The 26,908-nt window shown below is 69.6% G+C and carries 28 protein-coding genes; 16 read left to right on the top strand and 12 right to left on the bottom strand.

Going from position 1 to position 26,908, the window contains the following annotated elements:
* Nucleotides 1-14: 14 nt before the first annotated feature.
* The 3 genes from IE209_RS17295 (at nt 15) to IE209_RS17285 (ending at nt 2,201) form a co-directional block, all read left to right on the top strand.
* Nucleotides 15-350 carry a copper-binding protein gene (locus IE209_RS17295; RefSeq protein ID WP_189688189.1) on the top strand — a complete coding sequence of 112 codons (336 nt, stop codon included), beginning with the start codon at nt 15-17 and terminating at the stop codon, nt 348-350.
* A 156-nt stretch (nt 351-506) separates the two neighbouring features.
* Entirely contained in the window at nt 507-1,424 is a 918-nt protein-coding gene (gene ppk2, locus IE209_RS17290; protein ID WP_145547878.1) for a polyphosphate kinase 2, read from the top strand.
* A gap of 93 nt (nt 1,425-1,517) precedes the next feature.
* A complete protein-coding gene (locus IE209_RS17285) occupies nt 1,518-2,201 on the top strand; it encodes a glutathione S-transferase family protein (protein WP_189688188.1) in 684 nt (227 codons plus the stop codon).
* A 3-nt stretch (nt 2,202-2,204) separates the two neighbouring features.
* Here the strand turns inward: IE209_RS17285 and IE209_RS17280 are convergent, their stop codons facing one another.
* The 3 genes from IE209_RS17280 to IE209_RS17270 form a co-directional block, all read right to left on the bottom strand.
* On the bottom strand, nt 2,205-2,495 hold the full coding sequence (locus tag IE209_RS17280) for a hypothetical protein (RefSeq protein WP_189688187.1): 291 nt from the start codon (nt 2,493-2,495) through the stop codon (nt 2,205-2,207).
* A 129-nt stretch (nt 2,496-2,624) separates the two neighbouring features.
* Nucleotides 2,625-3,758 (bottom strand): thiolase family protein, encoded by a 1,134-nt coding sequence (locus IE209_RS17275; RefSeq protein ID WP_189688186.1) that lies wholly within the window; start codon nt 3,756-3,758, stop codon nt 2,625-2,627.
* Between the two features lie 21 nt (nt 3,759-3,779).
* Nucleotides 3,780-4,580, bottom strand: coding sequence for an SDR family NAD(P)-dependent oxidoreductase (locus tag IE209_RS17270; RefSeq protein ID WP_189688185.1), 801 nt, complete (start codon nt 4,578-4,580; stop codon nt 3,780-3,782).
* A 119-nt stretch (nt 4,581-4,699) separates the two neighbouring features.
* Between IE209_RS17270 and IE209_RS17265 the strand changes: the two genes are divergently transcribed.
* Nucleotides 4,700-5,650, top strand: coding sequence for a GlxA family transcriptional regulator (locus tag IE209_RS17265; protein ID WP_189688184.1), 951 nt, complete (start codon nt 4,700-4,702; stop codon nt 5,648-5,650).
* Nucleotides 5,651-5,759: 109 nt separating this feature from the next.
* On the opposite strand, the gene IE209_RS17260 is transcribed toward IE209_RS17265, so the two are convergent.
* The 3 genes from IE209_RS17260 to IE209_RS17250 are packed head-to-tail and all read right to left on the bottom strand — an operon-like array spanning nt 5,760 to nt 8,132.
* Nucleotides 5,760-6,608, bottom strand: a complete 849-nt coding sequence (locus IE209_RS17260; protein ID WP_189688183.1) for a fumarylacetoacetate hydrolase family protein — start codon at nt 6,606-6,608, stop codon at nt 5,760-5,762.
* A 22-nt stretch (nt 6,609-6,630) separates the two neighbouring features.
* On the bottom strand, nt 6,631-7,377 hold the full coding sequence (locus IE209_RS17255; RefSeq protein ID WP_189688182.1) for an SDR family NAD(P)-dependent oxidoreductase: 747 nt from the start codon (nt 7,375-7,377) through the stop codon (nt 6,631-6,633).
* On the bottom strand, nt 7,374-8,132 hold the full coding sequence (locus tag IE209_RS17250) for an SDR family oxidoreductase (RefSeq protein ID WP_189688181.1): 759 nt from the start codon (nt 8,130-8,132) through the stop codon (nt 7,374-7,376). The genes IE209_RS17255 and IE209_RS17250 overlap by 4 nt, the downstream gene beginning before the upstream one ends.
* 117 nt (nt 8,133-8,249) lie before the next feature.
* Here IE209_RS17250 and IE209_RS17245 point away from each other — a divergent pair, with 117 nt between their 5' ends.
* The 8 genes from IE209_RS17245 (at nt 8,250) to IE209_RS17210 (ending at nt 15,540) form a co-directional block, all read left to right on the top strand.
* Nucleotides 8,250-8,966 (top strand): FadR/GntR family transcriptional regulator, encoded by a 717-nt coding sequence (locus IE209_RS17245; RefSeq protein WP_145550921.1) that lies wholly within the window; start codon nt 8,250-8,252, stop codon nt 8,964-8,966.
* Nucleotides 8,967-8,996: 30 nt separating this feature from the next.
* Nucleotides 8,997-9,977 (top strand): sialic acid TRAP transporter substrate-binding protein SiaP, encoded by a 981-nt coding sequence (locus IE209_RS17240; protein ID WP_189688180.1) that lies wholly within the window; start codon nt 8,997-8,999, stop codon nt 9,975-9,977.
* Nucleotides 9,978-10,131: 154 nt separating this feature from the next.
* Nucleotides 10,132-10,686 (top strand): TRAP transporter small permease, encoded by a 555-nt coding sequence (locus IE209_RS17235; protein WP_189688179.1) that lies wholly within the window; start codon nt 10,132-10,134, stop codon nt 10,684-10,686.
* A 2-nt stretch (nt 10,687-10,688) separates the two neighbouring features.
* Nucleotides 10,689-12,083: a TRAP transporter large permease gene (locus IE209_RS17230; protein ID WP_189688178.1), complete on the top strand. Its 1,395-nt coding sequence runs from the start codon at nt 10,689-10,691 to the stop codon at nt 12,081-12,083.
* A 25-nt stretch (nt 12,084-12,108) separates the two neighbouring features.
* Nucleotides 12,109-13,635 (top strand): UxaA family hydrolase, encoded by a 1,527-nt coding sequence (locus tag IE209_RS17225; RefSeq protein ID WP_189688177.1) that lies wholly within the window; start codon nt 12,109-12,111, stop codon nt 13,633-13,635.
* Nucleotides 13,636-13,844: 209 nt separating this feature from the next.
* Nucleotides 13,845-14,909: a malate/lactate/ureidoglycolate dehydrogenase gene (locus tag IE209_RS17220; protein ID WP_189688176.1), complete on the top strand. Its 1,065-nt coding sequence runs from the start codon at nt 13,845-13,847 to the stop codon at nt 14,907-14,909.
* Between the two features lie 50 nt (nt 14,910-14,959).
* A complete protein-coding gene (locus IE209_RS17215; RefSeq protein WP_189688175.1) occupies nt 14,960-15,229 on the top strand; it encodes a ribbon-helix-helix domain-containing protein in 270 nt (89 codons plus the stop codon).
* The gene (locus tag IE209_RS17210; RefSeq protein ID WP_189688174.1) at nt 15,226-15,540 is read left to right on the top strand and encodes a type II toxin-antitoxin system RelE/ParE family toxin; all 315 of its coding nucleotides are present in this window, start codon (nt 15,226-15,228) and stop codon (nt 15,538-15,540) included. Before IE209_RS17215 ends, IE209_RS17210 begins: the two co-directional genes overlap by 4 nt.
* Before the next feature lie 8 nt (nt 15,541-15,548).
* Here IE209_RS17210 and IE209_RS17205 read toward each other — a convergent pair whose 3' ends face one another.
* From IE209_RS17205 to IE209_RS17190, 4 genes are all read right to left on the bottom strand, one after another.
* Complete coding sequence (locus IE209_RS17205) at nt 15,549-16,583, bottom strand: RNA methyltransferase (RefSeq protein WP_189688173.1); 1,035 nt, start codon at nt 16,581-16,583, stop codon at nt 15,549-15,551.
* A gap of 54 nt (nt 16,584-16,637) precedes the next feature.
* On the bottom strand, nt 16,638-17,615 hold the full coding sequence (locus IE209_RS17200; protein ID WP_189688172.1) for a Bug family tripartite tricarboxylate transporter substrate binding protein: 978 nt from the start codon (nt 17,613-17,615) through the stop codon (nt 16,638-16,640).
* Between the two features lie 2 nt (nt 17,616-17,617).
* Nucleotides 17,618-18,493: a carboxylating nicotinate-nucleotide diphosphorylase gene (gene nadC, locus IE209_RS17195; protein WP_189688171.1), complete on the bottom strand. Its 876-nt coding sequence runs from the start codon at nt 18,491-18,493 to the stop codon at nt 17,618-17,620.
* A 115-nt stretch (nt 18,494-18,608) separates the two neighbouring features.
* Complete coding sequence (locus IE209_RS17190; protein ID WP_189688170.1) at nt 18,609-19,544, bottom strand: NUDIX hydrolase; 936 nt, start codon at nt 19,542-19,544, stop codon at nt 18,609-18,611.
* A gap of 89 nt (nt 19,545-19,633) precedes the next feature.
* On the opposite strand from IE209_RS17190, the gene IE209_RS17185 reads away from it, so the two are divergent.
* A complete protein-coding gene (locus IE209_RS17185) occupies nt 19,634-20,524 on the top strand; it encodes a LysR substrate-binding domain-containing protein (RefSeq protein ID WP_189688242.1) in 891 nt (296 codons plus the stop codon).
* On the opposite strand, the gene IE209_RS17180 is transcribed toward IE209_RS17185, so the two are convergent.
* Entirely contained in the window at nt 20,516-21,679 is a 1,164-nt protein-coding gene (locus IE209_RS17180; RefSeq protein ID WP_189688169.1) for a CaiB/BaiF CoA transferase family protein, read from the bottom strand. The two genes, IE209_RS17185 and IE209_RS17180, sit on opposite strands and share 9 nt — an antisense overlap.
* A 139-nt stretch (nt 21,680-21,818) precedes the next feature.
* On the opposite strand from IE209_RS17180, the gene IE209_RS17175 reads away from it, so the two are divergent.
* On the top strand, nt 21,819-22,778 hold the full coding sequence (locus tag IE209_RS17175) for a hydroxymethylglutaryl-CoA lyase (protein WP_189688168.1): 960 nt from the start codon (nt 21,819-21,821) through the stop codon (nt 22,776-22,778).
* Here the strand turns inward: IE209_RS17175 and IE209_RS17170 are convergent, their stop codons facing one another.
* Nucleotides 22,779-23,741: a Bug family tripartite tricarboxylate transporter substrate binding protein gene (locus IE209_RS17170; protein ID WP_189688167.1), complete on the bottom strand. Its 963-nt coding sequence runs from the start codon at nt 23,739-23,741 to the stop codon at nt 22,779-22,781.
* A gap of 312 nt (nt 23,742-24,053) precedes the next feature.
* Here IE209_RS17170 and IE209_RS17165 point away from each other — a divergent pair, with 312 nt between their 5' ends.
* Complete coding sequence (locus IE209_RS17165) at nt 24,054-25,715, top strand: L-lactate permease (protein WP_189688166.1); 1,662 nt, start codon at nt 24,054-24,056, stop codon at nt 25,713-25,715.
* Between the two features lie 21 nt (nt 25,716-25,736).
* Nucleotides 25,737-26,888, top strand: a complete 1,152-nt coding sequence (locus IE209_RS17160; RefSeq protein WP_189688165.1) for an alpha-hydroxy acid oxidase — start codon at nt 25,737-25,739, stop codon at nt 26,886-26,888.
* Nucleotides 26,889-26,908: the final 20 nt, after the last annotated feature.

The following is a 26,908-nucleotide window of genomic DNA, read 5'->3' as shown; positions in this document are numbered from 1 at the left end:
GTTGAAAGCTGCACATGAAACTCACATCCCTGCTGGTCGCCGCCGCGCTGGCCGCAACGGCCGTGGCAACGCCGGCGCAAACCCCGCCAGCCCCCAGCACTGCCGATCAGCAAACCACCGGCGCGGCTCCACCCGTCGATGCGGAGGTCCGCAAGGTCGACCTGGAGCAAGGCAAGCTGACGCTGCGCCACGGCCCCATCCCGAACCTGGACATGCCACCGATGTCGATGGTGTTCCGCGTGGCCGATCCGAAGATGCTGGACGTCGTCAAGCCAGGCGACAAGGTGAAGTTCACGGCGGACAAGGTCAACGGCGTCTTCACCGTGACCTCGCTGCGCCACGCGGATTGAACCGTTCTGCGCGTGCGTGCGGCCGCCGCAGACGCGCGCGCGAGTGACGGCCACACGCGCCCTGATCCGACAGAACGGTGACAGTGGCATGACAGGATTGACATGGCGCTGTCACATCCGATTCCTAGCATCGCCGCTGCAAAGGATCCGCGCACCATGAACGACAAGCTTCTCCCCGACCACCATGACAGCGTGATGCAGCGCATCGAGCGCGACCTGCTCGACAGCTACGACGAGGAGCTGGAGATGGAGATCGACGACGAGCGCCTGGCCGGCGGCGGGGAAGCCGGCACCGAGGACGGCCTGGGCCGCCAGACCTACTTCCGTGAGCTGCTGCGCCTGCAGGGCGAGCTCGTCAAGCTGCAGGACTGGGTGCAGTTCCACAAGAAGAAGGTCGTGATCCTGTTCGAGGGCCGCGACGCGGCCGGCAAGGGCGGCGTGATCAAGCGCATCACCCAGCGGCTGAACCCGCGCGTGTGCCGCGTGGCCGCGCTGCCCGCGCCCAACGACCGCGAGAAGACGCAGTGGTACTTCCAGCGCTACGTTTCGCACCTGCCGGCGGGCGGCGAGATCGTGCTGTTCGACCGCAGCTGGTACAACCGCGCCGGTGTCGAGCGCGTCATGGGCTTTTGCAACGACGCCGAGTACGAAGAGTTCTTCCGCTCCGTGCCCGAGTTCGAGAAGATGCTGATCCGCTCGGGCATCACGCTGGTCAAGTACTGGTTCTCCATCACCGACGACGAGCAGCACCTGCGCTTCCTGGGCCGCATCCACGACCCGCTCAAGCAGTGGAAGCTCTCGCCCATGGACTTCGAGAGCCGGCGCCGCTGGGAGGCCTACACCAAGGCCAAGGAAGTCATGCTGGAGCGCACCCACATTCCCGAAGCGCCCTGGTGGCTCGTGCAGGCCGTGGACAAGAAGAAGGCGCGCCTCAACTGCATCAGCCACCTGCTCACGCAGCTGCCCTACGAGGAGATCGAGCACCCGTCCATCGTGCTGCCCGAACGCACGCGCAATCCGGAGTACACGCGCAACCCGGTGCCGGCCAGCATGTACGTGCCCGAGCGCTATTGATTCGCGGCGCGCATCGATCCCGCGCGATTTCGGCATCCACGGCGCCCCGGCGCCGCGCTAGCATGGCCGGCTCCTGAACCTGCGGAGTCCGCCATGCTCAAGCTCTACATCGCCAACAAGAACTACTCCTCCTGGTCGCTGCGGCCCTGGCTGCTGATGTCGCAGGCCGGCATCGCCTTCGAAGAGGTCATGGTGCCCTTCGACGATCTGGCGCCCACCTCGCCCTTCAAGCAGACGCTGCAGCCGCTCGCGCCCACGGGCCAGGTGCCGCTGCTCGTCGACGGCGACCTGGTGGTCTGGGACACGCTGGCGATCGCCGAGTACCTGGCCGAGAAGTTTCCCGAGAAGCAGCTGTGGCCCGCCGACGCCCGGGCCCGGGCCCGCGCCCGCAGCGTGTGCGCCGAGATGCACGCGGGCTTCAGCGCACTGCGCAACCACTGCCCCATGAACCTGGAGGCCAGCATGCCCGAGATGGGCCGCGTGATCTGGCGCGACCAGGCCGGCGTGCGCGCGAACGTGGCGCGCATCGTGGCCATGTGGCAGGAACTGCTCGACACCCATGGCGGCCCCATGCTGTTCGGCGCGTTCAGCGTCGCCGACGCCTACTACGCGCCGGTCTGCGTGCGGCTGGCCAACTTCGCGCTGCCGGTGCCGCCGACGATTGCGGCCTACATCGAACGCGTGCGTGCGCTGCCGGCCATGCAGCGCTGGACCGAGGCCGCGCTGGCCGAGCAGCGCTTCGTGGACTTCGACGAGCCTTACCGCGCAGCCCCCTGACGTTCAGCTGTGCAGCTGGCGCACCCGGTAGGTGGCGTCGAACACCAGCCGGCCGGGCACGCCCTGGTTCATGACCGTGTAGCGCAAGAGCTTGATCGGCGTCTCGCCGAAGGTGGCATAGAGCTGGCCGGCCATCATGCGCGCCGCGGCCTGGCGGATCGCCGGTTTGTCGGCGTCGATCTGCACGGTCAAACGGTCCGGCCCGCTTTGCAGCACCGACAGGCAGTCCAGGCCACCGAGTTCCTCGAAAGCGGGGATCGTCAGTCGTTCGGTCTGCTGGGCCTGGGCTTGCATTGGGATCTTCCTCAGGGGACGTTTTGAAGAACGCCGCATTCTGGGCAACCCTGGCAATTGTTCCTGTAGGACGGCACCTCCCCGCGTTGCGGGCCGGGACAGCCGGTGGCGCTGCGCTGCGCGCAGGATTCAGACGCGCTCGAGCACCGTGGCGATGCCCTGCCCGCCACCGATGCACTGCGTGGCCAGCGCATAGCGCCCCTGCTGCCGTGCCAGCAGTGCCGCGGCCTTGCCCGTGATGCGCGCACCCGTGGCCCCGAGCGGGTGGCCGATGGCCAGGCCGCCGCCATCGATGTTCACCGTGGCCATGTCCAGACCCAGATCGCGGATGCAGGCCAGCGCCTGCGACGAGAAGGCTTCGTTGATCTCCACCACGTCCAGGTCGGCCACCGTGAGACCGGCGCGCGCCAGCGCCTTACGCGTGGCCGGGATCGGGCCGATGCCCATGATGGCCGGGTCCACGCCCACCGTCGCAAAGCTGCGGATGCGCGCCAACACCGGCAGCCCGTGGCGTTCGGCGAAGTCGTCGCGGGTGACCATCAGCGCCGCCGCGCCGTCGGTCAGTGGCGAGGAGGTGCCTGCCGTGACCACGCCATCGGGCCGGAAGGCCGGCTTCAAACTGGCGAGCGCCTCCAGCGTGGTGCCGGGGCGGATGCAGCCATCGGCATCGACCAGCGTGCCGTCCGGCAGGCGAATGGGAACGATCTCGTCGGCCAGGCGCCCTTGCGCGCGCGCCGCGGTCGCCTTCTGGTGGGACTGCAGCGCCAGCTGTTCCTGGTCGGCGCGGTTCACGCCCCAGCGCTGCGCCACGTTCTCCGCGGTGTCGCCCATGGAGATGTAGGCGGCGCTGCTCGCCTGCAGTTCGGGGTTGGGCGAGAAATGCAAGCCGCCCTGCGGCACCATGGTCATCGACTCCACGCCGACGCACAGGAAAGCGTCGCCCATGCCGGCCTCGATCTGCGCCGCGGCGATGTGCACGGCCTGCATCGAGGAGCCGCAGAAGCGGTTGACCGTCATGCCGCCCACGGCCTCGGGCAGACCGGCCAGCAGGGCCACGATGCGTGCCAGGTTGTTGCCCTGCGCGCCCTCGGGATAGGCGCAGCCGAGGACCACGTCCTCCAGCAACGCAGGATCGAGACCGGTGCGCTCGAGCAGGCCCTGCACGACCTGGACGGCCAGCGTGTCGGGCCGCAGCTCGGCCAGACGGCCCTTGCGGGCGAAGTGGAAGGGCGAGCGCGCATAGGCGGCGATGACGGCTTGCATGGCTTGTGCTCCCTCGTGTGTTCAGCGCGCCGCCGCATAGCGCGGCGCAACGGTGTTGCTGGACAGATGCGCCGCCATGGCCTGGCGCGCGGCCTCGTAGGCATCCCATTGCTCACCCGCATGCAGGGAGGGGATGGTGATCTGCTCGCCGCGCTCAAAGCCCAGCAGCGCGGCATCGACGAGGTCCTCGGTGCGCATGACGATGCCCGGGTCCAGGTGCTCCACCGGCAAGCCGCCGGTGGCCCAGAAGTCCGTGGCCGTGGCGCCCGGCAGCACGGCCTGCACGTGCACGCCCGTGCCGGACAGTTCCTTCTGCAGCGACTGGCTGAACGCCAGCACGAAGGCCTTGCTGCCGCCGTAGACGCCATTGAGCGTCTCCGGCGCGATGGCGACGATGGAGGCGATGTTGATGACCGCCCCCTTGCCGCGCGCCACGAGGCCCGGCACGGCGGCGTAGGCCAGCCGCATCGGCGCGGTGACGTTCAGCTCGACCATGCGGGTCATCTGTTCCACGTCGCTCTGCAGCAGCGGCGTGTGGGTGCCGATGCCCGCGTTGTTCACCAGCAGCGTGATGCTGGCGTCCTCGCGCAGCTTGGCCTCGACCTGGGCCAGCGCCTGGGGGTCGTTCAGGTCGGCCTGCAGCACCTCCACCGCCCGGCCGGTTCGGGTGCTGATGGCGCTGGCCAGGGCGTTCAAGCGCTGGCGGTTGCGGGCGACCAGGATGAGGTCGTAGCCGCGCTGCGCGAGCCGTTCCGCGTACAGCGCGCCAATGCCGCTGGAAGCGCCGGTCACGAGGGCCGTGCCGCGATGGATGTGTGCCATGGTGAAGCTCCTTGAAAGGGGATGGTGGTGTGGGCGACGGGTGAATGGTGCGCCCGCCAGCGCGTGGCGTAAATGACGCATATAGTCATGAATCAAGACAACATCGAACAAGGACTCCCATGCACCGCGTCGGCTACCTGCTCCCCGAAGGCTTCCAGGTCATGGGCCTCGGAACCCAGGCGGTGTTCGAGATGGCCAATCTGGTGGCGGACCGGCCCTTCTATGGCGTGGAGAGCTACGCGCTGGGCAGCGCGGCACGCGCTTCCACGGGCCTCACGCTGCAGGCCCGGCCGCTGACGGCGCGCAGCCGCGCCGACACCTGGCTGGTGGCGGGCGTCCTCGCGCCGTTGTCGACCCCCATGGCGCCGGCGCTGTCCCGGCTGCTGGGCAAGATCGCAGGCACGGCCCGCCGAGTCGCCGGCCTGTGCACCGGCGCCTTCGTCCTGGCCGACGCCGGCCTGCTCGACGGCAGACGGGCCACGACGCACTGGCACTGGGCCGAGGCACTGCAGCGGCACCATCCCCGCGTTCAGGTGGAGGCCGACCGCATCTACATCGCCGACGGGCCGGTGTGGACCTCCGCCGGCATGACGGCCGAACTGGATCTGGCCCTGGCCCTGGTGGAGAAAGACCTGGGTGCAGACCTCGCACGTTCCGTGGCACATCGCCTCGTCATGCACCAGCGCCGCTCAGGGGGACAGTCGCAGCACTCCGAGATGCTCAAGCTGGCGCCCAAGTCGGACCGCATCCAGCAGGCGCTGGAGCATGCACGGCGCAACCTGGCGCAGCCGCTGAGCGTCGAAGACCTGGCCGAGGCCGCCAGCCTCAGCCCGCGCCAGTTCAGCCGCGTCTTCACGGCCGAAACGGGCCAGTCGCCGGCCAAGGCGGTGGAAGGGCTGCGGCTGGAGGCGGCGCGGCTGATGGTCGAGAGCAGCCGGCATCCGCTGGAGGTGGTGGCGCGCGAGACCGGCTTTCGCGACCGGCGCCACCTGCGCGAGGCCTTCCTGCGCGGCTTCGGCCTGCCGCCCCAGGCCGTGCGGCGCGAGGCGCGCGACGGCGCCGCGGCTTAGCCGCGCGTTGTCGCGCCGGGCGAGGCGCGGCCCCGCAGACCACCGGGCATCGGATGCGCCATGAAAAAGGGGCGCCACGCGCCCCTGGTGCCCGGTTGCCCGCGTGCGTTCAGAGTTTGAACGGCACCACTTCCTGGCGCTGCTCGCCCAGGCCTTCGATGCCCAGCGTGATCACGTCGCCCTTCTTGAGGAACACCGGCGGCTTCATGCCCATGCCCACGCCGGGCGGCGTGCCCGTGGTGATCACGTCGCCGGGCATCAGCGTGTTGAGCTGGCTCACGTAGCTGACCAGCTTGGCCACGTTGAAGATCATGGTCTTGGTGTTGCCGGTCTGCATGCGCTGGCCGTTCACGTCCAGCCACATGCCGAGCTTTTGCACATTGGCGATCTCGTCGCGCGTGACCAGCCAGGGGCCGATCGGACCGAAGGTGTCGAAGCCCTTGCCCTTGTCCCAGGTCAGGCCGTGCTCGAGCTGCCAGGCGCGCTCGCTGACGTCGTTGATCACGCAAAAGCCGGCCACGTAGTTCAGCGCGTCCTTCTGCGAGACATAGCGTGCGCGCGTGCCGATGACCACGCCCAGTTCCACTTCCCAGTCGGTCTTGACAGAGCCCTTGGGCAGCATGACGGGGTCGTTCGGGCCCTGGATGCAGCTGTTGGCCTTGGTGAACACCACGGGCTCGGCCGGGATCGGCATGTTGGACTCGGCCGCGTGGTCGGCATAGTTCAGGCCGATGGCGATGAACTTGCCCACATTGGCCACCGGGCTGCCGTAGCGCGGCTTGCCGCGCACCAGCGGCAGCTTGTCCGTCTTGACCTTGCGGATCTTGGCCAGGGCCGCATCGCCGAGCTGGGCCGGGCCGATGTCGGGCACCACGGACGAGAGGTCGCGCAGCTGGCCGTTGGCGTCGATCAGGCCAGGCTTTTCCTTGCCGGGGTTGCCGTAGCGGACGAGTTTCATGTCTTGTTTTCCTTCTTGAGGGTCAGTAAGTGGAACGGCCGCCCGAGAGGTCGAACACCGCGCCGGTCGAGAACGAACAGTCTTCGGAGCAAAGCCAGCCGACCATGGCCGCGACCTCCTCGACTGTACCGAAGCGGCCCATGGGGATCTTGGACAGCATGAAGGCGATGTGCTCGGCCGTCATCTGGTCGAAGATCGGCGTCTTCACGGCCGCAGGGGTGATGCAGTTCACGCGGATGCCGGTGTCGGCCAGCTCCTTGCCCAGCGATTTGGTCAGCCCGATCACGGCGGCCTTGCTGGCGCTGTAGGCGCTCGCGTTGGGGTTGCCGTCCTTGCCTGCCACCGAAGCGATGTTGACGATGCGGCCGTAGTTCTTCGCGCGCATGAGCGGCACGATCTCGCGGCAGCAGAAGAACAGGCCGTTGAGGTTGACCTGCTGCACCTGCTCCCACGCCTCGGGCGGGTAGTCCCAGAGCTTGACGTTGGGGCCCGTGATGCCGGCGCTGTTGACGAGGATGTCGATGGCCGCATGGGCGGCGCCGGTTTGGCGCGCGGCCTGGGCCACACTGGCGTGCTGCGCCACGTCGACCTGCACGGTGTCCACGCCGGCACCGAGCGAGGCCTTGGCTTGCGCCAGGGCCTCGGCATGGCGGTCCCACAGCGTGACCGTGGCACCCGAGGCCAGCATGCGCTGCGCGATGCCGTAGCCCAGGCCGACCGCGCCGCCCGTGACGACCGCGTGGCGGCTTTGGAGGTCGAGCTGGTTCATATCGTCATGCCCCCGTCCACCGAGAACACCTGCCCCGTGGCGAACACGGACTCGTCGCTGGCCAGGTAGGTCACGATGGGCACGATCTCGGACGCCTGCGCAAGCCGGCCCATGGGCTGGCGCGCGACGAAGGCCTTGCGCGCCTCCACCGGGTCGGCATGGGCGTTGATGCGCTCGCCCAGCGAGGGCGTGTCCACCGTGCCCGGAGCGATCGCATTGCAGCGGATGCCGCGCGCCACGTAGTCGGCCGCCACGCTCTTGGTCAGGCCGATCACGGCGGCCTTGCTGGTGCCGTAGACGCAGCGGTTGGGCAGGCCCTTGAGGCTGCTGCACACGCTGGCCATGTTGATGATGCTGCCCCGGCCCTTTCCGCCCTGGCCGTCGTCGTTGTCCAGCATGCGCGGCAGCGCGGCCTGGATGGCCCAGAACTGCGCGCGCACGTTGAGGTTCAGCGCGAACGCCAGGTCGTCGTCGGTGGCGTCGAGGATGGGGCCGTTGTGCACCACGCCGGCGCAGTTGAAGAGCACGTCGATGCCGGGCATGGCCGCGACCGCGGCGGCGATGGCCTGCTTGTCCAGCACGTCGAGCCGCTGGGTGTGCACCATGGCCTGGCGGCCGTAGGCCTGCTCCAGCAGTCCGGCGTTCACGTCGGTGGCCCAGACCTCCGCGCCCTCGCGCGCCATCGCCTCCACGGCCGCGCGGCCGATGCCCTGGCCGGCGGCAGTCACCAGCACTCTCTTGCCCTGCAATCGCATCGCATCTCCTCCAGTTCAGGGTTTCGCCGGATGGGGACCATCCGGAAGCTGTGGAATTATCAATTGGTCAGACCACTTGGCCAATTCAGTACAAGCCCTAACCGCTGGTTCCTCACCGTGCCGCTGCAGTCCATCGCCCCGCAACGCCTGTACCGCCAGATCGCGGACCAGCTGCGCGACCTCATCGCACGCGGCGAGTTCGGCGTGGGCGCGCGGCTGCCGGCCGAGCGCGACCTGGCCCAGCAGCTGGGCGTGAGCCGGCCTTCGGTGCGCGAGGCGCTGATCGCGCTCGAGGTCGAGGGCTGGGTCGAGGTGCGCACGGGCTCCGGCGTCTACGTGCTGGAACGCGAGCGCCGCGCCGCGGCGCCGGTCGCGGAAACCGAGTGGGGCCCGCTCGAGCTGATCCGTGCGCGCCGCGTGGTCGAGGGCGAGACCGCCGCCATCGCCGCGCTGCAGCGCAAGCGCTCCCACCTGGACGCCATGGGCCGCGCCATCGCCACCATGCGCGAACTGGCCGACCAAAAGCGCATGCCGCTGGAAGGCGACCGCGCCTTCCACCTGGCCATCGTCGAGGCCTGCGACAACCAGGTGCTCAGCGAGACCGTCCAGGGCTTCTGGGACTCGCGCCGTGGCCCCATCTTCACGCGGCTGGGCGGCTACTTCGAGACCGTGCCGTCCTGGCGCATGGCGATCGCCGAGCACGAGGCGATCCGCGATGCCATCGCCGCGCGCGACGAGGCCGCAGCCCGCGCCGCCATGCACACCCACATGGACAAATCGCACCAGCGCTTCTCGGCCAGCTGGCGCCGCGCCAAGGATCTTCCTGCCACCTGAACCGCCCCCCACCAACGAGGAGACACAGCCATGCACAAGCGACACATCCTGAAGACCGTGGCCCTGGCCAGCCTGCTGGCCGCCGCCGGCCTGGCCAGCGCCCAGACCAAGCTCAAGTGGGCCCATGTCTACGAGACTTCCGAGCCCTTCCACAAGTACTCGGTCTGGGCCGGCGAAGAGATCAAGAAGCGCACCAACGGCAAGTACGAGATCACGGTGTTCCCGGCCTCCACGCTGGGCAAGGAAGCCGACATCAACCAGGGCCTGACGCTGGGCACGGTGGACATCGTGCTGACCGGCGCGAGCTTCGCGGGCCGCAGCTACACACCGCTGTCGATCAGCTACTTCCCGTTCATCTTCCGCGACGCCGAGCACCAGCTCAAGTACGCGAACAGCGAGGTGTTCAAGGAACTGGCCAAGGGCTACGACGACAAGACCGGCAACCACATCACGGCGCTGAGCTACTACGGCGCGCGCCACGTGACCAGCAGCGCGGCCAAGCCCGTCGCCAAGCCCGAGGACATGAAGGGCCTGAAGATCCGCGTGCCAGACGCGCCGGCCTACCTGGCCTTCCCGCGCGCACTGGGCGCCAACGCCACGCCGATCGCCTTCGCCGAGGTCTACCTGGCGCTGCAGAACAACACCGTGGACGCACAGGAGAACCCGCTGCCGACCATCGAGGCCAAGAAGTTCTACGAGGTGCAGAAGAACATCTCGCTGACCGGCCACATCGTCGATTCGCTGCTGACCGTGGTCTCGGGCAGCCTGTGGAACAAGCTCAGCGCCGACGAGAAGAAGATCTTCGGCGACGTGATGATGGAAGCCGCCGAGAAGACCGGCCGCGAGATCATCGCCTCCGAAGCGCGCCTGGTCGAGGAGTTCAAGAAGAAGGGCAACAACGTGATCACGGTGGACAAGGACGCCTTCCGCGCCGCCGTGCTCAAGAACACCAAGCCCACGGACCACGGCTACCGCCAGCAGGACTACGACCGCATCATTGCCATCAAGTGAGGTCCGGCGCAGGGCGCTGCGCCATCTTCATCACCAACGATCAAAGACCAGAAGCCAGACACACCGCGGAACCGGCTTCGCCGGGCCGCTGGTGTGGCCCCCGGTCGGGGGTTGGCGGAGCGCACGCAGTGCGCGAAGACTGGGGGCGAGCAACATGAATGAACAAAAAATCATCGACGATGAAGGGCACTTCCATGCCGAAGACGAGGAGGTGGACCTGTCCGGCACCATTGCCGAGGGCTGGGTGGCGCTGGCGCTGTTCTGGCTGCTGGGCGCCACCGTGCTCTACCAGTTCGTCACACGCTACGCGCTCAACGATTCGGCGGCGTGGACCGAGGAGGTGGCGCGCTACATGCTGATCGGCGTGGTCTTCATCGGCGCGGCCATCGGCGTGCGCAAGAACAACCACATCCAGGTCGACTTCTTCTACCGCCACATGCCCGCCGCCATGGGTCGCTGGCTGTCGCGTGTGGTCGACGTGGTGCGCATCGCGTTCTTCGTCGCCGCCGCCGTCATGACCGTGCAGATGATGGAGAAGATCGGCAGCAACACCCGCATGACGGTCATCGACGCGCCCATGAACATCGTCTACGGCGTGTGCTGCATCGGCTTCCTGGCCATGGCCTGGCGTTCGCTGCAGGTCGCCCGCATCCACTGGGCGCGCGGCTACAGCGTGCTCGAGCGCCCCGAATCCACCATCCACGACTGAGCATGCTCAAGATCCTGTTCCTGTTCTTCATGGCCGGCGGCATTCCGGTGGCCATCGCCATGGCCGGCGCCTCGCTGGTCTACATCCTGATCTCGGGCAACCTGCCGCCCTTCGTGGTGGTGCACCGCATGGTCAGCGGCATCGACAGCTTTCCGCTGCTGGCCGTGCCCTTCTTCATCCTGGCCGGCAACCTCATGAACAACGCCGGCATCACCACGCGCATCTACAACTTCGCGCTGGCGCTGGTGGGCTGGCTCAAGGGCGGCCTGGGCCATGTGAACATCGTCGGCTCGGTGGTGTTCGCGGGCATGAGCGGCACGGCCATCGCCGACGCCGCGGGCCTGGGAACCATCGAGATCAAGGCCATGAAGGAGCACGGCTACAGCACCGAGTTCGCGGTCGGCGTGACGGCCGCCTCGGCCACGCTGGGGCCCATCATTCCGCCCAGCCTGCCCTTCGTGATCTACGGGATGATGGGCAACGTCTCCATCGGCGCGCTGTTCCTGGCGGGCCTGCTGCCAGGCCTGCTCATGACCATCCTCATGATGCTCACGGTGGCCTACTACGCGCACAAGAACGGCTGGGGCCGCGACATGAAGTTCAGCGGCCCGCGCCTCGTCAAGGCGCTGTCGGAGCTGGCCGTCGTGGTCGGCTGGCCGCTGGGCCTGTGGCTCCTGGTCGACAAGCTGAGCCTGCCGGCCCAGCCCACGGTGTTCGCTGGGCTGGCCTCGCTGTTCGTGCTGGACAAGATCTTCAAGTTCGAGGCCCTGCTGCCCATCATGACGCCCGTGCTGCTGATCGGCGGCATGAGCACCGGCCTGTTCACGCCCACCGAGGGCGCCATCGCGGCCTGCGTCTGGGCCATGATCCTGGGCTTCGTCTGGTACCGCACGCTCCGGTGGAAGATGTTCCTCAAGGTCTGCCTGGAGACCATCGAGACCACCTCCACGGTGCTGTTCATCGTCGCGGCCGCCTCCATCTTCGGCTGGATGCTGACGGCCACGGGCGTGACCACGGACATCGCCAACTGGGTGCTGGGCTTCACCAAGGAAGCCTGGGTGTTCCTGCTGCTGGCCAACCTGTTGATGCTGTTCGTGGGCTGCTTCCTGGAGCCCACGGCGGCCATCACCATCCTCGTGCCCATCCTGCTGCCGATCGCGCTGCAGCTGGGCATCGACCCCGTGCACTTCGGCCTGGTCATGGTGCTGAACCTTATGATCGGCCTGCTGCACCCGCCCATGGGCCTGGTGCTGTTCGTGCTGGCGCGCGTGGCCGGCCTCTCCTTCGAGCGCACCACCATGGCCATCCTGCCCTGGCTGGTGCCGCTGTTGCTGAGCCTGGCCATCATCACCTATGTGCCCAAGCTGGTGCTGTGGTTGCCGAAAATGTTCTTCTGATCCACCGCCCCAAAGAGGCCCCACGATGACCCCCTTCATCCGCCTGCACCCGTCCGACGACGTGGTGATCGCGCGCAGCCAGCTGGTCGGCGGCGCCACCGTCGAAGACTTCACGGTGCGCGGCCTGATCCCCGCCGGCCACAAGGTTGCCGCGCACGCCATCGCCGCCGGCGCGCCCGTGCGCCGCTACAACCAGATCATCGGCTTCGCGAGCAAGCCCATCGCCCAGGGCGAGCACGTGCACACGCACAACCTCGACATGGGCCCGGACAAGGGCGACTTTGCGCGCGACTACGCCTTCGGCGCCGACGTGAAACCCGCGCCGGCGAAACGCGAAGCGACCTTCATGGGCATCAAGCGCGCCGACGGCCGCGTGGCCACGCGCAACTACATCGGTGTGCTGACCAGCGTGAACTGCTCGGCCACGGCCGCGCGCGCGATCGCCGACCACTTCTCGCGCCAGACCAACCCGCAGGCGCTGGCCGCGTTCCCGAACGTGGACGGCGTGGTGGCGCTCACGCACGGCACGGGCTGCGGCATGGACGGCGATGGGCTTGGCATGCAGATCCTCGAGCGCACGCTGACGGGCTATGCCACGCACGCCAACTTCGCGGGCGTGCTGGTCGTGGGCCTGGGCTGCGAGGCCAACCAGATCAACGCCTGGCTGGCCACCGGCCACCTGGCCGAGGGCGAGAACTTCCGCACCTTCAACATCCAGGACACGGGCGGCACGCGCAAGACCGTGGAAAAGGGCATCGCCCTCATCAACGAGATGCTGCCGCGCGCCAATGCCGTCCAGCGCGAGCCCTGCAGCGCGGCCCACATCACGATCGGCCTGCAATGCGGCGGCTCGGACGGCTACTCGGGCATCAGCGCCAACCCGGCGCTGGGCGCGGCCGTGGACATCCTGGTGGCCCACGGCGGCACGGCCATCCTGTCGGAGACGCCCGAGGTCTATGGGGCCGAACACCTGCTCACGCGCCGCGCCGTGCGCCGTGAGGTCGGCGAGAAGCTCGTCGAGCGCATCCACTGGTGGGAGCGTTACACCGCCATCAACGAGGGTGAGATGAACAACAACCCCTCGCCCGGCAACAAGGCCGGCGGGCTCACCACCATCCTCGAGAAGTCGCTGGGCGCGGTGGCCAAGGGCGGCACCAGCAACCTGGAAGCCGTCTACGAATACGCCGAGCCCGTCACGGCGCACGGCTTCGTCTACATGGACACGCCGGGCTACGACCCCGTCAGCGCGACGGGCCAGGTGGCGGGCGGCGCCAACATGATCTGCTTCACGACGGGCCGTGGCTCGGCCTATGGCTGCGCGCCCTCGCCTTCGCTCAAGCTCGCGACGAACAGCCTGCTGTGGCAACGGCAGGAGGAGGACATGGACATCAACTGCGGCGAGATCGTCGACGGCAAGGCCAGCATCCAGGAGATGGGCCAGCGCATCTTCGAACTCGTGCTGGCCACGGCCTCCGGGCAGCAGAGCAAGAGCGAGAAGCACGGCTACGGGCAGAACGAGTTCGTGCCGTGGCAAGTTGGCGCAGTCATGTGAACTGTGGGCCGCCCGGCTTTTCACTCCCTTCGGTCGTGTAACTCCACCCCCCGAGGGGGAGGCGCGGCCGCCTTGGGGCGGCCCGGCGGCGGCCTATCCTTGAGCCCCCCGGCTTTTCACTCCCTGCGGTCGTGTAACGCCACCCCCCGAGGGGGAGGCGCGGCCGCCTTGGGGCGGCCCGGCGGCGGCCGCATATCCTCGGAACCCTCATGAGCAAAACCATTTCTTCCGAACAGCTGACCGCCCAGGTCGCGCAAGTCATCCAGGCCGCCGGCAGCAGTGCCGCCGAGGCGCAGAAGGTCGCGGCCAACCTGGTCCTGGCCAACCTCTCGGGCCACGATTCGCATGGCGTGGGCATGGTGCCGCGCTACGTCGATGCCGTGCTCGAAGGCGGCCTCAAGCCCAACACCTCTGCCAAGGCCACCGTGGACATCGGCACCATGCTCGCGCTGGACGGCCAGCGCGGCTACGGCCAGGTCGTGGGCGAGCAGGCCATGCAGATGGGCATCGCGCGCGCCAAGGAGCACGGCAGCTGCATCATGACGGTGGGCAACAGCCACCACCTGGGCCGCATCGGCCATTTCGCCGAGATGGCGATCGAGGCCGGCCTGGTCTCGCTGCACTTCGTCAACGTGCTGTCGCGGCCCGTGGTCGCGCCCTTCGGCGGCGGCGACGGGCGCTTCGGCACCAACCCCTGCTGCATCGGCATTCCGCTGCAGGGCCAGGAGCCCTTCGTGCTGGACTTCGCGACCAGCCGCGTGGCCCAGGGCAAGATGCGCGTGGCCCACAACAAGGGCGAGCGCGTGCCCGAGGGCACGCTGATCGACGAACTGGGCCGTCCGACCACCGACCCCGGCGTGGTCGTGGTGCCGCAGAGCAACGGCCTGTTCGGCGCGCTCATGACCTTCGGCGAGCACAAGGGCTACGGCATGGCTGTGGCCTGCGAGCTGCTGGGCGGCGCGCTGTCGGGCGGCGGCACCTGGCACCGGCCAGCCGACACCGCGCGCACCGTGCTCAACGGCATGCTGACGGTGCTGATCGATCCGGCCAGGCTCGGCACGCAGCAGAGCTTCGCGCAGGAAGCCAATGCCTTCGTCGACTGGCTGCGCCAGGGCCCCGCGGGCCAGGGCCATGACCAGGTGCGCATCGCGGGCGAGCCCGAGCGCGCGGCGCGCAAGGCACGCGCGGTGGCCGGCATCACGGTGGACGACCAGACCTGGGCCGAGATCGTCGAAGCGGGGCGCAAGGTGGGGTGCGCGGTCACTACAGGGTGATTGGCGCAGGGCTGCGCGCGCGGAGTACGATTGCCCGCCACGGAGGCCCCATGCGAACCACCCAGCAAATCAGCGTCACCTTGCCGAAGGAAATGGCCGAGGCCGTCAAGGCCAAGGTGTCGGCGGGTGAGTACGCCTCCGAAAGCGAAGTCATCCGCGACGGCCTGCGGGCCTTGATGGCCCGCGACCGTGCGGTGGAAGGTTGGCTGCATGGCACCGTCGGCCCTGCCTACGACGCGCTGAAAGCCGATCCGGCGCGGGCCCGCAGCACCGATCAGGTCCGTGCGAGGTTGGCGGCGGAGCACGCCAAGCGCGAATGAGCCACCGGGTCGTTTTCTCTGCAGAGGCAGAGGAACAACTCGCTGACCTGTACCGCTACATCGCCGCGGTGGCGGCACCCAGCGTCGCCCTGCGTTACACGCAGGCCATCGTCCAGTACTGCGAGAGCTTGCAGACCTTTCCCCACCGGGGCACCCGTCGCGACGACATCCGCCCCGGACTGCGAACGACGAACTACCGCAAGCGCACCGTCATCGCATTCGCGGTCGACGACCACGTCGTCTCCGTCATCGGCATCTTCTACGGCGGGCAGGACTACGAAACGCTGCTGCAGGACGAACCACCAGGCTGAGGGCCCCGTCAGCCGGCCGCCGCCCGCGCCACCAGGCGCACCGGCTTCTCGGCCCGCGCCCGCAACTGGCCGCAGCCGCCATCGATGTCCTGGCCGGCCGAGTCGCGCAGCTTGGTCAGCACACCGCGCTGGTGCAGCGTGCGCGCGATGGCCTTGGCCTTGTCACAGTCCGGCCGCCGGAACGCGAGACCGGGGATGGTGTTGTACGGAATCATGTTCAGCAGCGCGTACTTGCCCTGGAGCAGGCGCACGATGCCATCGATCTCGTCCTCGCCGTCGTTCACGCCGTCCAGCAGCGTCCACTGGTACTGGATCGGGTAGCCGGTGGCCCGCGCATAGCGTTCGCCCGCGGCCACGAGTTCTTCCGGCGCGAGCTTGGGCGCGCGTGGCAGCAGCTGCTCGCGCAGCGCGCGCTTGCTGGTGTGCAGCGACAGGGCCAGCGCCGGCTTCACCGGGCCCTGCGGCAGCCGCTCGAACACGCGCGGGTCGCCCACGGTGGAGAACACCAGGTTCTTGTGCCCGATGTTGCCGTGCAGGCCCAGCACCTCGATGGCTTCCATCACCTGGTCGAGGTTGTGCGCCGGCTCGCCCATGCCCATGAAGACGACCTTCTTCACCGGCCGCAGCGCGCGCGCCAGCGCGACCTGGGCCACGATCTCGGCGCTGCTGACCTGGCGCACCAGGCCTTCGCGGCCGGTCATGCAGAACTGGCAGCCCACCGCGCAGCCGACCTGCGAGGACACGCACAGGCCGTCGCGCGGCAACAGCACGCTCTCGATGGACTGGCCGTCCTGCAGGCCGACCAGCAGGCGGGCCGAACCGTCTTCGGCCGGGTGCTGCGACTGCAGCGTGGCCAGCGCGGCCAGGTCGCGCGTCAGCTGCGGCAGGTCGGCACGCACACGCTGCGGGAAAAAGTCGTCGTGCCAGCGCCGTGCGCCGTCGATCAGCGGGCGGCCCTGCGCCCACTGGCGCAGCACCCTGCCCTCGTGCAGCGGCAGCGCGCCCAGCGCGCGCAGGCGTTGGCGGAGTTCGGTGAGGGTCATCTTCGCGCGGGCGGCGGTCGGCGGTGGCGGGGCGCGGATTGTCGCCGCCCGAACTCAGTCCAGCCGCAGCCCCAGCTGCGCCGTGACCGTCCCGAAGCGCCGCAGGTCGCGCGCCACGAGCGCGCCGAAGGCCTGCGGCGTGCCCTGGTCGCCCTGCGTGAGCGTGTAGCCCAGGCCGCGCAGCTGGGCCTGCAGCCCGGGGTCGGCCAGGCCCTGCACCAGCACCTCGTTGAGCCGCTGCACCACGGCTGCCGGCGTGCCAGCCGGGGCCAGCAGGCCATGCCACTGGTCGAGTTCATAGCCGGCCAGGCCCTGCTCGGCCACCGTGGGCACGCCAGGCAGCTGCGCCGTGCGCTGCGGCGAGGTCACGGCCAGCGCGCGCAGCTTGCCGGCCGCCAGCAGGGGCGCGGCGCTGCTGGCCGTCACGATGCCCAGGCCGACCTGGCCCGACAGCACGTCCGTCAGCGCCGGGCCGCAACCCTTGTAAGGCACCTGGGCCATGCGCACGGGCGCGGCCAGCTGCAGCATCTCACCGGCCAGGTGCTGCGGCGTGCCGGCGCCGCAGGAGGCGAACAGCGCAGGCGCGGCCGGCGGCCTGGCGGCCTGCAGCAGGTCGGCCAGGCTGCGCAGCGGTGAGGCCGGCGGCACCACCAGCACCGAGGGCACGAAGCCCACGTTGAACACGGCCGTGAAGTCGCGCGCGGGCGAGAAGTCCAGCGGGCCGTAGACGCCCGGGTTGATCGCGAAGGAGCTGTTGGCCATCAGCAGCGTGTGGCCGTCCGGCGCGGCCTTGGCCACGTGGCTGGCGCCGATGTTGCCGCTGGCGCCGGGCCGGTTCTCCACCACCACGGGCTGGCCCAAGGCCTGCTGCAGCACGGGCGCGAGCTTGCGCGCGAGCAGGTCGGTGCCGCCGCCGGGCGCGAAGGTCACGACGATGGTGACCGGGCGGGTCGGGTAGTCGGCTGGGCCGGCGTGGGCCACGCCCACGCCGGCCACAGCCAGTGCCGCGTGCAGGAACAGTCTGCGCAGCATGGTCATGCGTCCAGGCCGATGTCGAGCACGGCCGCGCTGTGCGTGATCCAGCCCACCGCGATCTGGTCCACACCGGTTTCGGCGATGCCGGGCGCGGTCTCCACGGTCACGCGGCCCGAGGCCTCGAGCACGGCACGGCCATCCGTCAGGCCCACGGCTTCGCGCAGCGTGGGCAGGTCCATGTTGTCGAGCAGCACGATGGGCACCTTCAATTCCAGGGCCTCGCGCAGCTGGTCCAGCGTGTCCACCTCGAGCTCGATCTGCACCATGTGGCCGATGGCGGCGCGCGCGCGCTCCACGGCCGTGCGCAGGCTGCCCGCGATGGCGATGTGGTTGTCCTTGATGAGCACGGCGTCGTCCAGGCCAAAGCGGTGGTTGCTGCCGCCGCCCACGCGCACGGCGTACTTCTGCACGGCGCGCAGGCCCGGCAGCGTCTTGCGCGTGCAGGTCACGCGCGCCGGCGTGTGCGCGATCGCATCGGCGATGCGCGCCGTGGCGCTGGCCACGCCCGACAAATGGCCCAGGAAGTTCAGCGCCGTGCGCTCGGCCGTCAGGATGGCGCGCGCCGGGCCTTCGATCTGCGCGATCGCGCTGCCCGGCACCAGCCGCGCACCGTCGGCCAGCAGCGGCTGCCAAACGATGGCCGGGTCGCACAGCGTGAAGGCCAGCCGCGCAAGCTCCAGCCCGGCCAGCACGCCGGCCTGGCGCGCCACCAGCGTGAGCCGGCTGCGCGCCTCCTGCGGCACCACGGCGTTGCTCGTGATGTCGCCGGCGCGGCCCAGGTCTTCCAGCAGCGCGGCGCGCACCAGCGGCTCCAGCATCAGCTGCGGCAGCGGGGTGACGGGCGCGGCCTGGCGGGCGGTGGAAGACTTCTCCATGATATTGCTCAACTTGAGTATTAGTGGCGCAAAAAAATGCGGGAGCGCCGTTTTTACACTCAACTTGAGCATAAGACCAGCGCCAAGGTGTAACCCGGGCGTCACACAGGGGGAATCACCGGGACAGCGGCAGCTTGCTGCCCGAGATCGCGCGCTCGAGCAGCACGTCGTCGCGGAAGCGGAACAGCATGGCCGGCCGGCCCGAGCCGCCCTGGGCCAGTTCGCCGGTCTCCTCGACCAGGGCCTGCTGTTCGACCTGGCGGCGAAAGTTCTGCTTGTGCAGCGCATGGCCAGCCAGCGCCTCCACGGTCTGCTGCAGTTGCAGCAGCGTGAAGGCGTCGGGCATGAGTTCGAAGACCACGGGCCGGTACTTGATCTTGGCGCGCAGCCGCGCGATGCCGGTGGCCAGGATGCGGCGGAAGTCCTCGCGCATGGGCTGGCCCGTGGGCAGGGCGGGCGCGCCGGCACGGCTGCGGCCCAGCGCCTCGGGCACCAGCCTGGCTTCGTACAGCAGTTCGTAGCGCTGCAGCACGAAGTCCTCGTTCCAGGCCGAGCCGCCGAGCCCGAAGGCCGTGTCCACGCGCAGGCGGCGCTGCTGCGCGCTGGCGGCGTCGGGCGCGGCATCGCGCCAGGCCGCCAGCGCCGGCAGGATCTGCTGCGCGAGCAGCGCCTCGGCCGCATCCGAGCGCCGGTCTTCCCAGGGAAAGTAGCGGTACCAGTCGCGCCAGCCGCCGGCCTCGTCGATGGCCGCGGCCTCGCGCGTGAGGCCCAGGTAGCTGACCGAGATCACACGGCGGCCCTGGTCGCGCGCGCGGTCGCGGTCGGCGAAGGTGTAGAGCTGCTCGATGTAGCCGATCGGGTGGTGGGTCTGGCGCTCGATCCAGGCGCGCATGCCGGCCTGCAGCGAGCGGTGCGTCTGCTCGAACGGCCCGCTGGGCAGCGCCAGCCCCTTGTGCGTGGTCAGCACGCGCGCCTGCCCGGCCGTCACGGCGACGAGCACGGCCACCAGTTCGGCGGCGATCGGCTGGGACGGCGGGAGGGCTTCTGGCAAGGGCGTGGGACGGGTGGAAAAGGCCCCGCATTGTGCCGTCGCCAGGCTCCTATGATTCGCCCTCCCCCCACTCTCCGCAGACCTTGCCGGTGCGCCTGAACCTCTACTCGCTGCAACTCTTCGTCGCCGTGGTCGAGGAAGGCACGATCGCCGCGGCGGCCGCGCGCGAGCACATCGCGAGCTCGGCGCTCAGCAAGCGCATCTCCGAACTGGAGCGCCAGGTCGGCACGCCGCTGCTGATCCGCCGTGCGCGCGGCGTCGAGCCGACCGAGGCCGGCCGCAACCTCGCACGCGGCGCGCGCCAGCTGCTGCACAACGCCGAGGGCCTGGCCGACACCATCCGCGAGCAGGCCAGCGGCGCGGCCGGCCATGTGCGGCTGGCGGCCAACCTCTCGTCGATCACGCAGTTCCTGCCGGGCGACCTGGCCCGCTTCGCGCGCCAGCATCCGCGCGTGCAGATCGACCTGGAGGAGCGCGTGAGCTCGGTCGTCACGCGGCTGGTGCTGGACAACGCGGCCGACATCGGCATCTTCACGAGCGCGCTGGACCTGCAGGGCCTCACGGTGTTCCCCTACCGGCGCGACCGCATGGTGCTGGTGGTGCCGGCCGCGCATCCGCTGGCCGGCCACAAGGCCCTGGCCTATGCCGACACGCTGGAGTACGACCAGGTCGGCATGCACCGCGGCAGCGCCGGCAACGAGATGCTGATGCGCGCGGCCACGGCCGCCAACCTGCCGCTGCGCATGCGCTTTCAGGTGACGTCCTACGACGCCATGGTCGCCATGGTCAAGGCCGGCTTCGGCGTGGGCGTGATGCCGGGCGAGGCGCTGGCGCTGTACGCGGGCGACGGCCTGGCCCCCATCGCGCTGACGGACGGCTGGGCGCAGCGCGAACTCAAGATCTGTGTGCGCGCGGGCGAGGGCCTGCCCAACGCGGGCCGGCTGCTGCTGGCCCATCTGCAGGCAGCGTCCCTAAGCTGACAGCGACGCGATCTCCACTTCGCTGAGTCCGGCCTCGCGCAGCACCTCGGCCGTGTGCGCGCCCGGGTCCGGCGCCGGCAGCCGCACGGCGCAGGGCGCCTCGGAGAACTTGACCGGAAAGCCGTTCATGCGCACCGTGCCATGGCCCGGATGCGCGACCTCCAGCACCATCTGCTGCGACAGCACCTGCGGGTCGCTGTAGACCTCGGCCAGGTTCATGACCGTGCCACAGGGCACGCCGGCCGCGTTCAGGGTGGCGATCCAGTGCGCCTTGTCGTGGCGCGACACGGCCACGTTCACATGCGCATTGATCGCTGCGCGGTGCTGCACGCGCAGCGCATTCGTGGCGAAGCGCGGGTCCTCGCGCAGGTGCGTGAGCTCCAGCGCCTGCAGCAGCTTGTGGTAGACGGCATCGTTGGACGGCGCCACCGCGATCTCGCCATCGCTGGCCGTGAACAGTCCGTAGGGGGCGACCAGCAGGTGGTCGTTGCCGGTCGGCACGGGCAGCTTGCCGCTGGCCAGGAAGTCCGCGCTCGCGAACGCGCCGAAGCTGATGAGCCCGTCCACGAGCGAGGCGCCCACGCGCTCGCCCTGGCCCGTGCGCGCGCGCCGCACCAGCGCGGCGGCCGTGCCGAGCGCGGCATAGCAGCCCGCGATCAGGTCGCTGATCGGCAGCGTGCTGCGCAGGGGCCCGGTGGCGGGCGTGCCGTTCATGCTCATGAAGCCGCTCATGGCCTGGGCGATGAAGTCGAAGGCTGGCCGGTCCACATAGGGGCCGGAGGCGCCGAAGCCGGTCACGCTGGTGTGCACGATGCCCGGGGCCAGCGCGCGCAGCGCGTCCCAGCCCAGGCCCATGCGTTCCATGACGCCCGGGCGGAAGTTGTCGACCACCACGTCGGCGCCTGCGATGAGCCGGCGCAGCGCGGCCATGCCGGCCTCGGACTTGAGGTCCAGCCGCACCGAACGCTTGTTGCGGTTGAACGCGGCGAAGTACCAGCTCATGCCGGCGACGATCTCGCCCTGGGCGCGCACCGGGTCGCCGTCGGGCGCCTCGATCTTGACGACGTCGGCCCCCATGTCGGCGAGCAGCATGGTGCAGAACGGGCCGGAGAGGATGCGCGTCAGGTCGATGACGCGGATGCCGCTCAACTGCATGGAACGAACTCCTGGAATCGGGGACGGGTGCGATCTTGCGGCACGACCGTGGCCCACGCATCGCATTTGGCGATGCCGCCCTGCCCAAAGGCCAAGCCTGCGCCGGCCCGCACCGCTATGCTGGCCGCAGGAGACCCGCATGCCCAACGCACTCTTGCACCCCACCTACCCTGCCCAGGTCCGCATCACCGAGGTCGGCCTGCGCGACGGCCTGCAGTCGGAGGCCGTGTTCGTACCCACAGCCACCAAGGTCGCGCTGCTGGAGCGGCTCATGGACGCCGGCGTGCGCCACTTCGAGGCCACCTCCTTCGTCTCGCCGCGCGCCGTGCCGCAGCTGCGCGACGCGGCCGAACTGCTGGCCACGGTGCGGCGCCGCCCGGGCGTGCAGCTCGCGGTGCTGGCGCCCAACCGCAAGGGCGTGGAGCGCGCGCTGGCGGCCGATGCCGACGAGGCCGTGGTCTTCCTCTCGGCCTCGGAGACGCACAACCGCAAGAACCTGAACCGCAGCATCGCCGATTCGCTGCAGGACATGCGCGAGATCGCCGAGGTCGCGCGTGGCGCGCCCATGCGCCTGCACGGCGCGATCGCCTGCGCCTTCGGCTGCCCGTTCGAGGGCGACGTGGCGCTGGACCAGGTCGAGGCCATCGCGCGGCAGTTCGCCGAACTCGGCTTCGCCGGCCTCACGCTGGGCGACACCACGGGCATGGCCACGCCACCGCTGGTGCGCGCCACCGTCGAACGCCTGGCCGCCCGCGTGCCGCAGCTGCCCGTGGCGCTGCACTTCCACAACACGCGCGGCCTCGCCCTGGCCAACGTCATGGAAGGCCTGGCGTTGGGCGTCACGCGCTACGAGGCCGCGCTGGCCGGCACGGGCGGCTGCCCGTTCGCGCCCGGCGCCACGGGCAACGTCTGCACCGAAGACACCGTGCACCTGATGGCGCAGTTGGGCGTGCAGACCGGCATCGACCTCGACGCACTGTGCGAGGCCGCGCGCGAACTCGAGCGCGTGCTGGGCCGGCCGCTGCCGGGCCAGGTCATGCGCGCCGGCCCGCGGCTCAAGCGCTACGACGCCGAGGCGCAGGCCGCGGCCGTGGGCTGATCACTCCAGCTGGATCTTCGCGGCCGCGATCACCTCGCGCCACTGTGCGATGTCGGCCGCCAGGCGCTCTCCCAGTGCCTGCGGCGTGCCAGGCCGCACCTCGCCGCCCTGGGCGCGAACGGCACTCTGCACCTCGGGCAGCTGCAGCACCTTGTCCAGCGCGGCGTTGAGCTGCGCCACCACGGGCGCCGGCACGCCGGCCGGCGCGAACACGGCGTACCAGACGTTCACGTCGAAGTCTTTCACGCCGCTCTCGGCGATGGTCGGCACGTCCGGCAGGATGGGGCTGCGCCGCGCCGAGCTCACGGCCAGCGGCCGCAGCTTGCCGGCCTGCACCTGCGACAAGGCCGAAGGGATGGACGAGGACAGCACGGTGACCTGGCCGCTCACCACGTCCACGAGCGCCGGCGCCGAACCCTTGTACGGGATGTGCTGCATCTTGGCGCCCGCGCGCAGCTGGAACAGCTCGCCCACGAGGTGCGAGACGGTGCCGTTGCCGGCCGAGGCGAAGGTGATGCGCCCGGGCTCGCGCGCGGCCGCCACCACGTCGGCCAGCGTCTTGTAGGGCGAGGCGGACGAGGTCAGCAGGATGATGGGGAAGTCCGCCACGTTGGTGACGGGTTGCAGGTCGCGCTGCGGCTGGTAGGCCAGGCCTTTGTAGAGCAGCGGCGCCACGCCCAGGTTGTCGAGCTGACCCAGCAGCAGCGTGTGGCCGCTGGCCTCGGCCTTGGCCGCCTCGGCCACGCCGATGGTGCCGCCGGCGCCGGCCTTGTTGTCGGGCACGACCGTCCAGCCGGTCCCCTCGGCCAGCCGCGTGGACACGGTGCGCGCGATGAAGTCGGTGCCGCCGCCGGGCGGGAACGGCACGATCATGCGGATCGGCTTGCTCGGAAAGGCCTGTGCGCGTGCCGGCGCGGCGGCGGCCAGCGCGAGTGCGCTGGCCAGCAGGTGTCTGCGGTCCATGCTGTCTCCTTCTTGTGGTGGCCGGGGGATTGCGCTCCCCCCGGTGCGGGCCCATGATCCCGGCCGGCACCGCTGGCTGCGTGCATTTTTTTCGACCACGCATCGCGCCACGCGACGGCAGCCGACTGACACAAGGCTGACAAAGAGGGCGCCCTGCCGCGTGAAAAACCTTCACAAGCCCGTCGCGGGCATTTCACACCCCGCGGGGACTGGCCCCCCTACAGTCCGACGCGCCGTGCACCGCGCACCCGGGCGCCCGCCGCCCCACGCCCTGTTCACAACCACTTTTTCAATACCGGCAGGAGACCCGCCATGACCTGGCAGCAAATCTACGACCCCTTCGGCAACATGTTCCTATCGACCGCGCTGGCGGCGATTCCCGTGATCGTGATGCTCGGCGCTCTCGGCTTCTTCCACATCAAGGCCCACATCGCGGCCGGCATGGGCCTCATCGCCGCGCTGATCGTCGCGGTGTTCGCCTATGGCATGCCGGCCGACATGGCCGGCCGCGCCGCCATGCTGGGCGGTTTCACGGGCCTCTTGCCGATCGGCTGGATCGTGCTGAACATCATCTTCCTGCACCAGCTGACCGAGCAGAACGGCAGCTTCAAGGTGCTGCAGGATTCGCTGTCGGGCATCACCGAGGACCGCCGCATTCAGCTGCTGCTGATCGCGTTCTGCTTCGGCGCCTTCTTCGAGGGCGCGGCCGGCTTCGGCACGCCCGTGGCCGTGACGGCCGCCATCCTGATCGGCCTGGGCTTCTCGCCGCTGGCCGCCTCGGGCCTGTCGCTGATCGCGAACACCGCGCCCGTGGCATTCGGCGCGCTGGGCACGCCGGTCATCACGCTGGCCCAGGTGCATGGCTACGACCTCATGGAGGTCACGGCCATGATCGGCCGCCAGCTGCCCTTCTTCTCGCTGCTGGTGCCGTTCTGGCTGATCTGGGCCTTCGCCGGCCGCAAGGGCATGCTGGAGATCTGGCCCGCGATCCTCGTGACGGGCCTGTCCTTCGCGATCCCGCAGTACCTGGTGTCCAACTTCATGGGCCCCGAGCTCGTGGACATCATCGCCGCCATCGTCTCCATGCTCTGCCTGGTCGCCTTCCTGCGCGTCTGGCAGCCCAAGAAGGTCTGGACTTCGCCGGCCATGCGCGGCAGGGACCCGAGCGCCGCCGAGGCCAAGCCGCCGCAGCCCGTGGTGCGCCACTCCAAGGAGGCCCTGGTCGCGGCCTGGACGCCCTGGGCCATCCTCTCGGTCTTCGTGTTCGTCTGGGGCCTGCCGCCCGTCAAGGCCTGGCTCAACGGCATCTTCGCGCCCAAGTTCCCGATCGAGGGCCTGCACAACCTGATCATGAAGGTGCCGCCCGTGGTGCCCACGCCCCACCCCGAGGCCGCCGTCTACACGCTGAACCTGCTGTCGGCCACCGGCACGGGCATCCTGCTGGCCGCCATCGTCTCGGCGCTGGTCATGAAGTACAACCCGGTCGCCATCGTGCGCACCTTCTTCAAGACCTTCTGGCTGGTGAAGTACTCGCTGCTCACCATCGTGCTGATGCTGGCCCTGGGCACGCTCACGCGCTTCTCGGGCACCGACACCACGCTGGGCTTGGCGTTCGCCAACACCGGCGTGCTGTACCCCTTCTTCGGCACGCTGATGGGCTGGATCGGCGTGGCGCTGACGGGCTCGGACACGGCATCGAACGTGCTGTTCGGCGGCATGCAGAAGGTCGCGGCCGAGCAGCTGGGCCTGTCGCCCAACCTCATGGGCGCGGCCAACAGCTCGGGCGGCGTGATGGGCAAGATGATCGACGCGCAGTCCATCGTCGTGGCCTCCACGGCCACGCGCTGGTTCAACAAGGAAGGCGAGATCCTGCGCTACGTGTTCTTCCACTCGATCGCGCTGGCCTGCCTGGTGGGCCTGTACGTGACCATGCAGGCCTACGTCTGGCCGTTCACCCTGATGGTGGTGAAGTGAACTGAGCAAGAAAATACCGCCATGACCGTCATCACCACCATCGAGGACCTGCGCGTCCTCGCCGAAAAGCGCGTGCCGCGCATGTTCTACGACTACGCCGACTCCGGCTCGTGGACCGAAGGCACCTACCGCGCCAACGAGGCCGACTTCCACAAGATCAAGCTGCGCCAGCGCGTGGCCGTGAACATGGAGGGCCGCACCACGGCCACCACCATGGTCGGCCAGGCGGCGAAGATGCCCGTGGCCATCGCGCCCGTGGGCCTGACGGGCATGCAGCACGCCGACGGCGAGATCCATGCCGCGCGCGCGGCCGAGAAGTTCGGCATCCCGTTCACGCTGTCGACCATGAGCATCTGCTCGATCGAGGACATCGCCGAGCACACCAAGGCGCCGTTCTGGTTCCAGCTCTACATGATGCGCGACCGCGACGCCATGGCCCGCATGATCGAGCGCACCAAGGCCGCCAGGTGCAGCGCGCTGGTGCTCACGCTGGACCTGCAGGTGATCGGCCAGCGCCACAAGGACTTGAAGAACGGCCTCACCGCGCCGCCCCGGCCCACGCTGCGCAACATCGTGAACCTGGCGACCAAGCCGCGCTGGTGCCTGGGCATGCTGGGCACCCAACGCCGCACCTTCCGCAACCTCGTGGGCCATGTGAAAGGCGTGAGCGACATGCGTTCGCTGTCGGCCTGGACCAACGAGCAGTTCGATCCGCGCCTGTCCTGGGCCGACATCGAGTGGGTCAAGAAGCAATGGGGCGGCAAGCTGATCCTCAAGGGCATCATGGTGCCCGAGGACGCCCAGCTGGCCGTGGACGCCGGCGCCGACGCCATCGTGGTCAGCAACCATGGCGGCCGCCAGCTCGACGGCGCGCCCAGCAGCATCGAAGCGCTGCCCGCCATCGTCGATGCCGTCGGCACGAAGACCGAGGTGTGGATGGACGGTGGCATCCGCGGCGGCCAGGACGTGCTCAAGGCCTGGGCCCTGGGCGCGCGCGGCACCATGATCGGCCGCGCCATGGCCTACGGCCTGGGCGCCATGGGCGAGGCCGGCGTGACCAAGGCGCTGCAGATCCTGCACAAGGAGCTGGACGTGACCATGGCCTTCTGCGGCCACACCAACATCCAGAACGTGGACCGCAGCATCTTGCTGCCGGGCACCATCCCGGGCTGAGAACGTGTGAACGAACCGCT

The sequence above is a fragment of the Pseudorhodoferax aquiterrae genome, assembly GCF_014652235.1.
Taxonomy (GTDB): domain Bacteria; phylum Pseudomonadota; class Gammaproteobacteria; order Burkholderiales; family Burkholderiaceae_C; genus Pseudorhodoferax; species Pseudorhodoferax aquiterrae.
The sequence above is the reverse complement of the archived record's forward strand: the minus strand, read 5'-3'. Positions and strand labels throughout refer to the sequence as shown.